Below are 14048 nucleotides of genomic sequence, written 5' to 3'. Positions count from 1 at the left end.
CAACGCGGATCACGGCATTCAGCGGAACGCGGTCAGGCATGCCTGTTCGGCGTGGATCGGCACCCGGACAGACGCAGCAGAGCGTCCCGCCAGCGCTCGCGTCCGTTCGCGCCCGGGCTTGCGCGATGGCGCGGCGCAAGACGTGAGACGCGGCTGATTTATCATGGCCCGACGTTTTCGGAGAGATGCCAGCTTGATGCGCAAGATCGTGCACGTGGACATGGATGCGTTCTACGCGTCCGTGGAGCAACGTGACGATCCATCGCTGCGCGGCAAGCCGGTGGTGGTGGCCTGGCGCGGTGCGCGCTCGGTGGTGTGCGCGGCCTCGTACGAAGCGCGCACCTATGGCATCCGTTCGGCCATGCCGGCGCTGCGTGCCGAGCGCCTGTGTCCGGATGCAGTATTCGTGCCGCCGGATTTTGCGCGCTACAAGGCGGTGTCGCGGCAGGTACGCGAGATCTTTCATCGCCACACCGATCTGGTCGAGCCGCTGTCCCTGGATGAAGCCTATCTGGATGTCACGCAAGCCAAGACCGGCGTGCAGCTGGCCACCGAAATCGCGCAACTGATCCGCAGCCAGATCCGCGAGGAAACCCAGCTCACCGCATCGGCCGGCATCGCACCGAACAAGTTCCTGGCCAAGATCGCCTCGGACTGGCGCAAGCCCGACGGGCAGTTCGTCATCGCGCCCAGTCGCGTCGATGCGTTCCTGCTGCCGCTGCCGGTCAACCGCATTCCCGGCGTGGGCAAGGTGATGGATGGCAAGTTGGCGGCGTTGGGGATCGTCACCGTCAGCGATCTGCGGCTGCGTCCCCTGGAAGAGCTGCAAGCGCATTTCGGCAGCTTCGGGCAGAGCCTGTACCGCCGCGCACGCGGCATCGACGAGCGCCCGGTCGAGCCGGATCAGGAGGTGCAATCGGTGTCCTCGGAAGATACCTTCAGCGAGGACATCGCGCTGGAGGCACTGGATCCGCACATCCTGCGTCTGGCCGAAAAGACCTGGCTGGCTACGCGCCGCACCGAGCGCATCGGGCGCACCGTGGTCCTCAAGTTGAAGACCTCCAACTTCCGCATCCTGACCCGCTCGTACACGCCAGATCAGCCACCGGCTTCGCTGGAGGCATTGGCGGAGATCGCGCTGGCGCTGACCCGGCGCGTGGAGTTGCCCGACGACACGCGCTATCGCCTGGTCGGGGTGGGATTGAGCGGTTTCAGCGACGCGGAAGAGGGCGCGGTGCAGGGCGAGTTGTTCGGCGACATGCCGCCGGCGCAGTGAGTGCGTGGCGGCATGGCTGCTGCACCGCGGCCGCGGCGTGTGGTGCATGCAGCGATGACTGCACCCATGCATGCAGCCACGCATGCATCGGCCGTTCGCATCGCGCCACGGTGACGCGCCCTGAATCCCGCAGCTCGTACACTGCAGGCCGCTCCCCCAACGAGACTGTGCGCATGTTTCCGTATCCGCTGGTGATCTTCGACCTGGATGGCACGCTGGTGGACAGTGCACCCAATATCGCCGAAGCGCTCAATGCCACCTTGCAGGAACTCGGGCTGCAGCAGTTCAGCGAGGCGACGATCCGCAGCTGGATCGGCGAAGGCGTGCACGTGCTGCTCGCCACCGCCTTGCGCGAAGCCGGCGGCACCCACGATGCCGATACCGAGATGCCGCTGATGATGCGCCACTACCAGGCCAGCCTGCTGCACAACCCGCAGCTGTATCCTGGTGTTGCCGAGGCATTGGCCGGCCTGCGCGAGGCCGGCGCCACGCTGGCGCTGTGCACCAACAAGCCCGCGCGCTTCATCGCGCCTCTGCTGGAGCACCTGGGCATCGCTGCGCATTTCAGCAGCGTGCTCGGTGGCGATTCGCTGCCGCAGCGCAAACCCGATGCGGCGCCGCTGCTGCACCTAGCCAAACAGTTCGGGCACACACCGCAGCAATGCCTGATGGTCGGCGATTCGGCCACCGACGCGGCGGCTGCAAACGCCGCGGCAATGCCGCTGGCAATGGTGCGTTACGGCTATCTGCGCGGCTTCGATGTGCAGAGCGCCGGTGCCGTGGCCATCATCGATGACATGCGGCAATTGCTGGCGTTGAAGTAAGGCGCGCAGTGTTGCCAGCGCGGATGCAGGCATCGTCCACACCGCGGCGCGGCAACCAATACCACCATCGGCTGGCTGCGTTTGTCGCCTTGAATGAAGGCCTTTCGCACGCTGGCCGCATCGTCGGCCAGCTAACGCGTACGGTTCTCCACCGGTGTGCGTCATTGGTGACGTCAGCGCTGCCGGAAGCGGCAATGCCTGCGTGCGACCATGCCAGCGCAGCGTTCCGATTTGAGAATGAATCGCATCTGTGTAGAATGCGCGGACAAGTTTGACTGCGTCAGCGCCGCGCACGCGCGTCGGGCGCGGCGCTGCATGCATCACCCCCATCGTGTCACCTCAAGCCGTCGCCAGAGGTCCATCTCCTGTCGAGAGGTTTGAGAATGTCCGCATCACGCCGGTCATGGATGTCTGCGCCTGCACGTTGTCCCGTGTTGTCCCACCGTCAGCTGGTGCTGGCCATTGCTCTCGGTTGCGGCAGCTGCATCTGCAGCGCATCGGCCGAAGAGGTTGCAGCCGAGCCGCAGTCGCTGGACACCGTGCACGTCACCGCCGCGCAGATCGCACGCCAGGCCTTGGGGTCATCGGTGATCACCGCCGAGGACATCGAACGGCGCCCACCGGTCAACGATCTGTCGCAGTTGCTGCGCACCATGCCGGGCGTCAACCTCACCGGCAACAGCGCCTCCGGCCAGTACGGCAACAACCGCCAGATCGATCTGCGCGGCATGGGCCCGGAAAACACGCTAATCCTGGTCGATGGCAAGCCGGTGGGATCGCGCGATGCGGTGCGCATGGGCCGCAGCGGCGAGCGTAATACGCGCGGCGACACCAACTGGGTGCCGGCCGAAGCGGTGGAGCGTATCGAAGTGCTGCGCGGCCCGGCCGCGGCACGTTACGGCTCCGGTGCCTCCGGCGGTGTGGTCAACATCATCACCAAGAAGCCGACCGGCGACCTGACCGGCTCGATGACGGTATTCGGCCTGGTGCCACAGCACAGTGCCGAAGGCGGTGGCCAGCGTGCCGGCTTCCAGCTCAGCGGGCCGCTGAGCGACACGTTCTCGTTCCGCCTGTATGGAAACCTCAACAAGACCGATCCGGATTCACTGGAGCTCAATCGCCGCTTTGCCAGCAGTGCCGCCGCGGTGCCGCCGGCCGGGCGCGAGGGCGTGCGCAACAAGGACATCAACGGCCTGCTGCGCTGGGATCCGATGGAAGGCCAGGTGATCGAACTCGATGCCGGCTTCAGCCGCCAGGGCAATCTGTACGCCGGTGATCGTGCGGTCAGCGCCGATGGCCTGGCCGGTGCCGATCTGGGCGCACTGTTCGGCAGCGAAACCAACACCATGATCCGCCGCACCGCCTCGCTGACCCATCGCGGCACCTGGGCGCTCGGTACCTCGCGCCTCACCGCCGCCTATGAAGGCACCGACAATACCCGCCTCAACGAAGGCCTGGCCGGCGGCCCCGAAGGCTCCATTGCCGCCAGCCTGCTCAATTCCACCGCCACGCTCGACAATCTCAACATCGACGGCGAGTTCAACATGCCGCTGCAGGCCTGGGCCGAGCAGGTACTGACGCTGGGCTTCGAGCGCCGCCAGAGTCGCCTCAGCGATGCGTATTCGATGTCGCAGACGGTGAGCGCCGGCGGCGGCTTTCCCGGTCTTGCCAATGGCACGCGCAGCCCACGCAGCGAGGCCACGCTCAACGCGGTGTATCTGGAAGACAACATCTACGCCAGCGAGCGGCTGACGCTGACGCCAGGTGTGCGGCTGGATCACCACAGCCAGTTCGGCAACAACCTCAGCCCCAGCCTCAACGTGCAGTACAAACTCAGCGAAGACTGGTTGCTCAAGGGCGGCATCGCGCGCGCCTTCAAGGCGCCCAACCTGTATCAGTCCAACGCCAATTATCTGTATTACACACGCGGCAATGGCTGCCCGGTGCTGTTCCCCAATCTTGGTTCGGGCTGCTATATCCAGGGCAACGACAACCTCGATCCGGAGACCAGCATCAACAAGGAGATCGGCATCGAGTGGGCACCGCAAACCGGTCACCATGCCTCGCTGACGTACTTCCACAACGCCTACGACAACAAGATCGTCGCCGGCATGACGCCGGTCGGTATCACCGTCGACCGGCGCGGGCAGGTGTTCCAGTGGACCAACGCATCGGAAGCGATCGTGCAGGGCGTGGAAGGTAATCTCACGTTGCCGCTGCTGGGCGAGCAGGGCCGCGAGCTGAAGTGGAACACCAATGTCACCTACATGATCGAGAACAAGAACACCGTGACCGATCAACCGCTGTCGGTGATCCCGGAATACACCGTCAACACCACGCTGGATTGGCAGCCGACCCAGGCCTTGTCGCTGCTGCTCACCGGGACCTTCTACGGCAAACAGGAGTCGGCCACGCAATCGAGCACCAGCGGCGGCGCCATCGCGCCCGACTCGCGTGACACCTATGACCTGTGGGGCGTCAGTGCGCGTTACCGGATCACCCGCAAGGTCAGCGTGGGCGTCGGTGTGGACAATCTGTTCGACACCCGTCTGTTCCGCGAAGGCACCAACAACACCGGCGGCGCGGCGGGTGCAGCCACCTACAACGAACCCGGTCGCGCGTACTGGGCGAGCCTGAGTTTCGGTTTCTGACAGCGACGCGGCGCCGCGCGGGAACGTGCGCGCCGCAACAGGAGAGTGCAATGACCCGACAGCATCGTTGGCGGCTTGCGTGTGCCGCTGCGCTGATGTGGATCGCCGGCGCTGTGCCGGCGTTCGCACAGCCGGACCTGAGCCGCACGATCGGCAGCACCGTCGCCGATCGTCCCAGTGCCTCGTATGTGTTCAGCGCGTTGCGCCTGGATTCGGCCGATGGCCAGCGCCATTACCGCGTGCGCATCGCCACCCCCAAAGCTGCGCCACCGGCTGCGGGGTATCCGGTGGTGTATCTGCTGGATGGCAATGCCGCGCTGATGGAGCTGGATGAGCGCCTGCTCGACAGTCTGACCACCCACGGCGATGCGCCGGTGCTGGTGTTCATCGCCGACGACAGCGCATTGCGCATCGATGCGGTGGGGCGCAGCCTGGACTACACGCCTGCGCGCTACAGCGACGGGCGGGTGGAAACCGATCCGCTCGACCCGCAGCGCAGAACCGGCGGTGCGGCGGCGTTCGCGCAGCTGATCGCAACAGCCATCCGCCCGCAGGTGGAAGCGCGCGTGGCGGTGGACCGTCAGCGGCAGACGCTGTGGGGCCATTCGTATGGCGGATTGTTCGTGCTGCAGGTGTTGCTGACGCAGCCGCAGCTGTTCCAGCACTACGTCGCGGTCGACCCGTCGCTGTGGTGGGGCGATGGGTTTGTCGTGCAGCAGGCGCAGCGTGTGGTCGACCATGCACGGGAGGGTTCGGCAGGCACGCAGCCATCCAGGCGCCGGCTGACGCTGATGGCAGGCGAGGGCGCACCATCGGCGAACAAGGCAAAACCGGATCGCCCGGGGCGGCCGCGCGCGGATCCACAGGCCGCCCGACGCCTCGTCGCGCTGTTGTCGTCGTTACCCGGGCTCACCGCCGACTATCAATCGCTACCAGGCCTCAGCCATGGCCAGACGTTGGGCGCATCGCTTGCGCCAACGTTGCGGGATGCAGCGACGCGTCGATGACGTCCCATCAAGCAGGCGTTTGAGGAGAACCCGCTCGACAAGCACGCTGCTGCGGATCGCAGTGTTGATGCCGCACGCATGCAGCGGTGACACCTCGGCGCAGGCACTCAATCGTCGCGCGTGTCGCTCTGGTCCGCAGTCTCGTCGTCTGCTTCGCCTACCTCACCGTGCGTATCGTCGTTGTCGGCGCGTGCGTAGTGCACGGTTTCCACCGGCCCACCGACCGCGCGCCCGCGCACCGGCAGCAGCGCACTGGCTGCCTCGTATTCGGCCAGCAAGGCATGCCGGCGCGCTTCCGGCACGTCCTGCCAATGGCAGTCGGTCAACGCGCCTTCCAGCGAATACAGCAGGTTGAGGCTGGGCTTGAAGCCGGCGCGGCGCACTTTGACGAATGCGCCCACCGCGCCCACCGCCTGCAGATCCTGCTGCGTGCGCAGGCCGACCTGGCGCAGCCACGCCGCACTTTTGGGGCCGATGTTGCGCAGCCGTTCGGTGGTCACGTCAGCGCGCCGACAAAGATCTGGGCAATGGCTTCCAGGCCGCGCTGATCGTCGGCGTCGAAGCGATCCAGCTCCGGGCTGTCCAGATCCAGCACGCCGATCAGCGCATCGCCCCTGACCAGCGGAATCACCAGCTCCGAGCGCGAGGCCGAATCGCAGGCGATGTGCCCGGGGAAGGCATCCACGTCGGCAATGCGCTGACTCTGCCGGGTACTGGCAGCCGCGCCGCACACGCCCTTGTCCAGCGGAATGCGCACGCAGGCCGGCAAGCCCTGGAACGGCCCCACCACCAGCTCGCGGCCATCGTAGAAATAGAAGCCGGCCCAGTTGAGCGACGGCAACGCATTGAAGATCAGTGCGGCCAGGTTGGCGGCATTGGCGATCCGGTCCGGCTCGCCATGCACCAGGGCCTGGGCCTGGGCGGTGAGCTGGGCGTATTGTTCCGGCTTGCTGCCGGTCAGCGAAGAGGTTGCGAACATGGCCGAAGTTTAGCAGCGGGCATCCGCAGCGGCATTGCGACTCAGCCGCGCGTTCGGATCCGCACGCTATGCTGCGCGCCCCACGGCAACCGCGGCGCGGCCGCAGGAGCACACGCATGCAGCTTCCGGCGTTGTATGTCACCGGCACCGACACCGGCATCGGCAAGACCATGGCCAGCACCGCGCTGCTGCACGCACTGCGCAGGCAGGGCCACACGGCGGTCGGCATGAAGCCAGTGGCCAGCGGTTGCGAGCACACACCGCAGGGCTGGCGCAACGAAGATGCGCTGGCGCTGCAGGCCGCCAGCGCCCCGCAACCCGACTACGCCACCCTCAATCCCTATGCCTTGCCGGCACCGCTGGCGCCGGAACTGGCCGCCGCCGATGTCGGCGTGACCCTGTCGCTGGAGCCGATTGCCCAGGCCTTCGCGCAATTGCGTGCGCAGGCCGAGGTGGTAGTGGTGGAAGGTGTCGGCGGCTGGGCTGCGCCATTGAGCGCCGATCTGGACCAGGCCGATCTGGTGCGTGCGCTCAAACTGCCCGTGGTGCTGGTGGTCGGCATCCGGCTGGGCTGCATCAATCACGCGCGCCTGAGCGCTGCGGCGATCGCTGCCGACGGGCTGGACTGCATCGGCTGGATCGCCAATGAGGTCGACCCGCAGATGGAGCGCATCGAGGAGAACATCGGCATGTTGCGCCGGCGCCTGGCGATGCCGTGCTGGGGCCGGATCGGCTGGCGGCCGGGCGCCGATGCCGCGGCGCAGTCGCTGGGGCTGCACGTGCCGGTCTGAGTGACGTTGGCGGTTTGGCGGCCGCGTCACTGCGACGCGGATCGCCAGATGTCGTCCCAGCTTTGCGCGCCGCCGGGGACTCGCCTTGCGTCCCTGCGTTTCCAGTGCACCCGCGCCGCGATAACACCTGGTCAAATTGGTAGCACGCGCAATGCGCAGACAATAAAAAAGCCCGACAGAGGGAGGGATCTGTCGGGCCGGATTGCATGGGGGGAGGGACCCATGCAAAGACGCTGAATTTTTTGTCGGCGCTTACGTGCGCCGGGTCTTGCCTTTGGCGGCCTGCTCGCTGTTGGCCTCGAACTGCTGCTTGGCCAGTTGGCCGAGCGCATCGGATGCCTTCAATCCCAGTCCAACCACTTCCTGATTCACCGAGGCCAGCCGTTCCAGGTTGTCGCGGGCCAGTTGCAGCCCCTTCGGCCAGAGCGTCTGGTAGGCGCCAAGGTCGCGGGCCTGGGCAAACTCACCGAAGAAGCTGGTGGTCGCACTGACGTTGCGTTCGAGCGTCTTCAGCTGCAGGCCAAACGCGTTTTCCGCGTGTTCCATCGCCAACTGGTTGGCGCGTGCCGCTGCAGATGCAAAGCTGTTGAAGCCGTTTTCGAACTGCGCCGACATTGCGAACCCCTTGGGGAAGGCTGTGACCGTTGTTGCGTTGCAGCATACGCGGATATTGCTGCGATGCAACACGTTTGCTGAAAATTTCCGAAACCGTCTCAAAAGCCTTTTTAAATCAATTCATTACCCGTGCCGTAGAAACGGCGAGGCCGCCCTGGAGGCGGCCTTGCGTCACACGACTGCGCTGCGCGATCAGCCGCGATAGCGGCAGCCGGAGGTGCAGGTTTCATGCACCACGATCTCGCTCAGCTGCGGCAGCGCCGGCTTGAGCTGGTTCCAGATCCAGATCGCCAGCCGCTCGCTGGTCGGGTTTTCCAGCCCCTCGATGTCATTGAGATAGTGGTGGTCCAGGCGGTCGTAGATCGGTTGGAAGGCGGCCTTGATGTCGCCGAAATCCATGATCCAGCCGGTCTCGGCGCCGGGTTCGCCGCTGACATGCAGCTCGACCCGGAACGAATGCCCGTGCAGGCGGGCGCACTTGTGGCCGGGCGGCACATTGGGAAGCCGGTGCGCGGCTTCGAGCGTAAAGACTTTGAAGATATCCATGCACGCCATTGTAAGTGCGCCGGTGCCTGCCGGGCTGACCCGATCGCGGCGACACAGCGTCTCTGCGCCCTGGCGTGGCACCCGCAACACGGGGTGGTCGCGTTGCGCCGGAGCGCCGCACCCGTTCGCCCACACAAAGTCCGACGCGCGTCTTCCTGCGTCCGGCCAGCGACGTGTCACCGCGCGTCATATCTCTATGCAGATCTGTAATTTTTGTTAATCGATTGCGCATGGCCCACTGCAAAACCCCCATTCATGGATGCCGTGCGTGAAGCGCCCGATGCCTTATCTGCTGTCTGCTGCCGTTCTGTCGGCGCTGATTCCCCCTGCCCATGCCGACGACGCGACACCCGACACGGGCAAGACCCTGGCCACCGTCAGCGTCAGCGTCACCGGCTCCAATATCAAGCGCACCGACAGCGAAGGCCCGAACCCGGTGCAGGTGATCGACCGCCAGCAGCTGGAACAGTCCGGCAAGGTCACCGTGGCCGACGCGCTGCGCTCGATCTCGGCCAACACCGGCAACGCCACCAACGAAACCACCAACAACGGCTGGGCGTCCGGCTCGGCGGGCATCGGCCTGCGCGGGCTGTCGCAGAAGAACACCCTGGTGCTGCTCAACGGACGCCGCCTGGCCAACTACGGCTTTCCCGCCAATGGCCTGGGCGACACCTTCGTCAACCTCAATGCATTGCCGCTTGTGGCAGTGGAGCGCATCGAAGTGCTCAAGGATGGCGCCTCTGCCGTGTACGGCTCCGACGCGGTGGCCGGGGTGGTCAACATCATCACCCGCCAGGATTTCCAGGGCGCCGAGCTGGGCCTGAGCGGCGGCACCTCCGATCAGGGCGGCATGGATACCCAGCGCGCCAAGTTCATCGGCGGCATCGGCGACCTGGACCGCGACGGCTACAACATCCTTTTCAGTTTCGACGCCTACAACCGCGACCGGCTGGATCAGGATCAGCGCGCGCTGACTCGCTCGGGCATCTACACCGACCTGCCCGGCGGGCGCTGGAACGGCTGGTCGGCCAAGGGCGCGCGCTACCTGGTCGGCGGCCGCTCGGTGCCGATGCTGGATGCGCAAGGCAACTGCCCCAGCGGCACCGTGCTGACCGCCAGCGCGCCGATCGACGGCCTGGCCGGCGACACCTGCGGCTTCAACCAGGCCCCGTTCACCACGCTGATTCCCTCGACCAAGCGCTATCAGGCCTACACCAACGCCACCTTCCGGCTCAGCGACAATGTCGAAGCGTTCGGCGAGGCGCTCTACAGCGAGGTCAAGGGCGTGTCGATCTTCGGCTCCAGCCCGTATTTCACCCTGGAAGGCGGCCGCTTCGCCTTGAACGCCAGCAGCGGGCTGGCTGAGCCGGTGTCCAACCTGTTGCCGGCCTCCAGCCCGTACAACCCGTACGGCACTGCGGTGCCGATCGAATACACCTTTTTCGACCTGGGCCAGACGGTCAAAACCAATCGCTCGCAGTCCTACCGCTTTCTCGGCGGCGTGCGCGGCAAGACCGAACGCTGGGATTGGGAGGCGGCTGCGTTCGCCGCACGCAGCACCGAGCACGAAACCGTGTCCGGTGGCTTCGCCAACCGCTTCACGCTGGCGCAGGCGCTGGCTGACGGCAGTTACAACCTGCTCGACCCGTCCGCCACGCCGCAGTCGGTGATCGACGGCATCAACCTCAGCACGCTGCGCCCGGCGCAATCGACGCTGCGCGGCGTCGATGCCAAGGTGTCCGGCAACCTGTTCGAGCTGCCGGCCGGCAGCGTCGGGTTCGCCGCCGGTGCCGAGTGGCGGCAGGAGGAACTGGTCTCGCGCAATCCCTGGCAGATCGACCAGGGCCTGCAGATCCGCCCCGCGATTGCCGCGGTGGATGGCGAGCGCAGGGTGTCGGCGCTGTATGCCGAGGTCAACCTGCCGCTGCTGCGATCGCTGGAACTGCAACTGGCCGGGCGCGGCGATCACTACAGCGATTTCGGCGAGGCGTTTTCGCCCAAGGCTAGCCTGCGCTGGCAGCCGCTGGACGCCGTGCTGGTGCGCGCGGCCGCCTCGCGCGGCTTTCGCGCACCGTCGTTGTCGGAGAATGCGGCCAGCACCAACATCTCCTACGGCTCGGTGGTCGACCCATTCGATCCGGACGTGCCGGGCTCGCGCCAGAACCCGACCTTCTTCACCGTCGGCAACACCGCGCTCGAACCCGAGCGCACGCGCAGCTACAACCTGGGCGTGGTGCTGTCGCCGTGGGCCGACACCAGCCTGAGCGTGGACTGGTACAAGATCGAACTGGAGAATCTGGTCGGCACCGGCAACAACGCCACCATCGTGCAGAACAACGACCCGGCCGACGTGATCCGCAACGAGCGCGGCACCCTGGTGGCGGTGTACAACCGCTACCAGAACCTCAGCGAGCTGACGACCTCGGGAGTCGATGTCGAACTGCGTCAGCGCTGGCGCACCGAGGCAGCCGGCAACTTCGGCCTCAATACCGCCTATACCCATGTGCGCGATTACCGCCGCCCCACCGTGGTCGGTGGCCCGTTGCAGGATTACGCCGGCAGCAATCTCGGCCCGTCGCTGCCACGCAACAAGGCCACCACCACGCTGGACTGGAACCTGGGCACCGTCAGCGCCGCACTGACCTGGTACTACACCGGCGGCTACGACCAGAAGGCCAGCGCCGCGGCCACTGCCGTGCAGTCGCGCGTGGGCGACTACAACCAGTTCGACCTGTACCTGGGTTACACCGGCATCGACAAGCTGACCCTGTACGCCAAGATCGAGAACCTGGCCGACAAGCAGCCGCCGGTCGACGCCTCGTTCCCGGGCATTCGTGCGCCTTACGACTTCACCCAATACGACCTGCGCGGGCGTTACTTCACCGTGGGCCTGGACTATCGATTCTGACCGGAATACGCACGGCCCATGCACGCCCGTGCGATGGTGCGTGCGTGCTCCAGCGTGCTGTCTCAACCCAATCGCCATTCGCCCCCGGACACTTTCCAAGGAACTCCGATGACGTCTTCGCCGCATGCCTGGCTGCTCGCCCTGGCCTTTGTCGCACCTTCCCTCGCTGCCCAACCTGCGGCCCAACCCGTTGCGCTGCCGGGTTATGACGCCGCTGCCGCACAGGCGCAGCGCGCGCTGGAAGCGCGTTTCGATAGCGGCCTGAAGGACGCCGATTATCGCGGCTGGTTGAAGCAATGGTCGTCGGCGCCCAATCACGTTGGTTCGCCGCATAACCTGGAGAACGCGCGCGATCTGCAAACGCGCTTGCGCGGCTACGGTTGGGATGCGCGCATCGAAACCTTCGAGGTGCTGTGGCCCTCGCCCAGGAGCTCGCAGCTGGAATTGCTCGGCCCCAAGCCGTATGTCGCGCGTCTGAAAGAGCCGCCGCTGCCGGGCGACAGCACCTCCACCCAGACCGAAAACGTGCTGCCGCCGTATGTGATCTACGGCGGCAACGGCGATGTCACCGGCGATCTGGTCTACGTCAATTACGGCATCGCCGAAGACTACGAAGCGCTGGCACGCAACGGCGTGGATGTGCGCGGCAAGATCGTCATCGCCCGCTACGGCAAGGGCTGGCGTGGGCTCAAGCCGCGGCTGGCGCAGGAGCATGGCGCGATCGGCGCGATCATCTATTCCGACCCGCGCGACGACGGTTATTTCCAGGATCGGGCGTATCCGGATGGCCCGGCGCGCAACCAGTGGAGCGTGCAACGCGGCTCGGTCGCCAATTTCGCGATCTATCCCGGCGATCCGCTGACCCCGGGCGTCGGCGCCAGCAAGGGCGCCAAACGCCTGAAGATCGACCAGGCCGGCAGCGTGTTGAAGATCCCGACCCTGCCGATCAGTTGGGGCGATGCGCAGCCCTTGCTGGCCGCGCTGGGCGGGCCGGTGGCACCGGAGGACTGGCGTGGCGCGCTGCCGATCACCTACCGCATCGGCGGCGACGACACCGCGCGCGTGCATCTCAAGGTGGACGCGGAGTGGGGCAGCAAGACCATCTACAACGTCATCGCCACCCTGCGTGGCAGCGAGTATCCGGACCAGTGGGTGGTGCGCGGCAATCACCGCGACGGCTGGGTGTTCGGTGCGGCCGATCCGCTCTCGGGTACCACCGCCTTGCTGGCCGAAGCCAAGGCGATCGGCGAGCTGGCCAGGCAGGGGCAGCGCCCCAAGCGCACGCTCGTCTACGCCAGTTGGGACGGCGAGGAGGCCGGCCTGCTCGGCTCCACCGAATGGGCCGAACAGCACGCCGACGAACTGCGCCGCAAGGCGGTGCTGTACGTCAACACCGACGGCAACGGGCGCGGCTTTCTCAATGCCGGCGGCAGCCACGCGCTGCAACGCCTGGTCAACGGCGTGGCGGCGGATCTACGCGACCCCGACAGCGGCGTGAGCGTGCTCGAACGGCAACGTGCCCGTGCCCGCATCGATGCGCTGGCGCCCACCGCCAAGCCGGCGCAAAAAGACATTGCCAAGCAGCTCGCGGCCGGCGGCGACGTGCCGCTGAAGGCGCTGGGCTCGGGCAGCGACTACAGCCCGTTCCTGCAGCATCTGGGGCTGACCACGCTGGATCTGGGCTATGGCGGGCAGGGCGGCGGCAGCGGTGTCTATGACTCGCTGTACGACTCCTACGATTATTTCGCGCGCTATATCGACCCGGATTTCAGCTATCTGCCGCTGCTGTCGCAGACGGTCGGCCGCACGGTGCTGCGCGTCGCCAACGCGCCGGTGTTGCCGCAACGCTTCGGCGACTTCGCCGATGCGGTGGCCGGCTACGCGCAGGAGCTCAAGCAGCAGGCCGACAGCGACCGCACTGCCGCCCGCACCCAGGCCGAGTTGTTGCAGGCCGGTGCCTATGCCGCCATCGATAACCCGAACCGGTCGCAACGCGCCCCCGAGCCGAAAGCCGCAGTGCCGCAGATCGACTTTGCCGCACTGGATCAGGCCATTACCCGCCTACAAACCAGCGCCAGACGCTATGACGATGCACTGGCATCGCGCGGCGGCGGGTTGGATGCACGTGTGCGCGGCACGCTCAATGCCTCGCTGCAGCGCATCGACCAGACCCTGCTGGCCGAAGGCGGTCTGCCGGGGCGGCCGTGGTACCGGAACCTGATCTACGCGCCCGGCCTGGCCACCGGATACGAGGTCAAGACCTTGCCCGGCATCCGCGAAGCGCTGGAAGACCGGCGCTGGGAGGATCTGAGCGCCTACATCGTGCAGACCGCCGCGGTGCTGGATCGGTATCGCGAGGCGATCGATCGCAATACCGCGTTGATCGAAGGCTAGGGGGCGTGACGGATTGCGTCGGAGGTTTACCCGCAGTCCGGTTCGCACCCAGTGCGC

Annotated in this window: 11 protein-coding genes; 7 read left to right on the top strand and 4 right to left on the bottom strand. The window is 66.4% G+C overall.

The window, feature by feature from the left end; genetic code table 11:
- The first annotated feature begins 196 nt into the window (after positions 1 to 196).
- The 4 genes from dinB (at position 197) to ACCQ04_RS17275 (ending at position 5758) form a co-directional block, all read left to right on the top strand.
- The gene (gene dinB / locus ACCQ04_RS17290) at positions 197 to 1276 is read left to right on the top strand and encodes a DNA polymerase IV (protein ID WP_226427483.1); all 1080 of its coding nucleotides are present in this window, start codon (positions 197 to 199) and stop codon (positions 1274 to 1276) included.
- Between the two features lie 173 nt (positions 1277 to 1449).
- Positions 1450 to 2100 carry a phosphoglycolate phosphatase gene (locus ACCQ04_RS17285; protein WP_226427482.1) on the top strand — a complete coding sequence of 217 codons (651 nt, stop codon included), beginning with the start codon at positions 1450 to 1452 and terminating at the stop codon, positions 2098 to 2100.
- Positions 2101 to 2534: 434 nt separating this feature from the next.
- Positions 2535 to 4751, top strand: a complete 2217-nt coding sequence (locus ACCQ04_RS17280) for a TonB-dependent siderophore receptor (RefSeq protein ID WP_506191518.1) — start codon at positions 2535 to 2537, stop codon at positions 4749 to 4751.
- Positions 4752 to 4846: 95 nt separating this feature from the next.
- Entirely contained in the window at positions 4847 to 5758 is a 912-nt protein-coding gene (locus ACCQ04_RS17275; RefSeq protein WP_226427581.1) for an alpha/beta hydrolase, read from the top strand.
- Between the two features lie 107 nt (positions 5759 to 5865).
- Here the strand turns inward: ACCQ04_RS17275 and ACCQ04_RS17270 are convergent, their stop codons facing one another.
- Positions 5866 to 6258, bottom strand: coding sequence for a TfoX/Sxy family protein (locus ACCQ04_RS17270; RefSeq protein ID WP_226427480.1), 393 nt, complete (start codon positions 6256 to 6258; stop codon positions 5866 to 5868).
- Positions 6255 to 6737 (bottom strand): free L-methionine (R)-S-oxide reductase MsrC, encoded by a 483-nt coding sequence (msrC, locus tag ACCQ04_RS17265; protein ID WP_104593589.1) that lies wholly within the window; start codon positions 6735 to 6737, stop codon positions 6255 to 6257. Before msrC ends, ACCQ04_RS17270 begins: the two co-directional genes overlap by 4 nt.
- A gap of 116 nt (positions 6738 to 6853) precedes the next feature.
- On the opposite strand from msrC, the gene bioD reads away from it, so the two are divergent.
- Entirely contained in the window at positions 6854 to 7528 is a 675-nt protein-coding gene (gene bioD / locus ACCQ04_RS17260; protein ID WP_226427479.1) for a dethiobiotin synthase, read from the top strand.
- A gap of 252 nt (positions 7529 to 7780) precedes the next feature.
- On the opposite strand, the gene ACCQ04_RS17255 is transcribed toward bioD, so the two are convergent.
- Both ACCQ04_RS17255 and queD read right to left on the bottom strand, forming a co-directional pair.
- Complete coding sequence (locus ACCQ04_RS17255; protein WP_039518815.1) at positions 7781 to 8143, bottom strand: phasin family protein; 363 nt, start codon at positions 8141 to 8143, stop codon at positions 7781 to 7783.
- A gap of 192 nt (positions 8144 to 8335) precedes the next feature.
- The gene (gene queD, locus ACCQ04_RS17250; RefSeq protein WP_039529685.1) at positions 8336 to 8689 is read right to left on the bottom strand and encodes a 6-carboxytetrahydropterin synthase QueD; all 354 of its coding nucleotides are present in this window, start codon (positions 8687 to 8689) and stop codon (positions 8336 to 8338) included.
- 280 nt (positions 8690 to 8969) lie between these two features.
- On the opposite strand from queD, the gene ACCQ04_RS17245 reads away from it, so the two are divergent.
- Both ACCQ04_RS17245 and ACCQ04_RS17240 read left to right on the top strand, forming a co-directional pair.
- A complete protein-coding gene (locus ACCQ04_RS17245; protein ID WP_226427478.1) occupies positions 8970 to 11597 on the top strand; it encodes a TonB-dependent receptor in 2628 nt (875 codons plus the stop codon).
- A gap of 108 nt (positions 11598 to 11705) precedes the next feature.
- Positions 11706 to 13991 carry a transferrin receptor-like dimerization domain-containing protein gene (locus ACCQ04_RS17240; RefSeq protein ID WP_372358575.1) on the top strand — a complete coding sequence of 762 codons (2286 nt, stop codon included), beginning with the start codon at positions 11706 to 11708 and terminating at the stop codon, positions 13989 to 13991.
- The last annotated feature ends 57 nt before the right edge of the window (positions 13992 to 14048 follow it).

Origin of the sequence: Xanthomonas sp. NCPPB 2866 (genome assembly GCF_041475745.2) — a bacterium.
In the GTDB taxonomy this organism is placed as follows: Bacteria; Pseudomonadota; Gammaproteobacteria; order Xanthomonadales; family Xanthomonadaceae; genus Xanthomonas; species Xanthomonas arboricola.
Note: the sequence above shows the minus strand (reverse complement) of the source record. Positions and strands in the feature narration are given on the sequence as shown.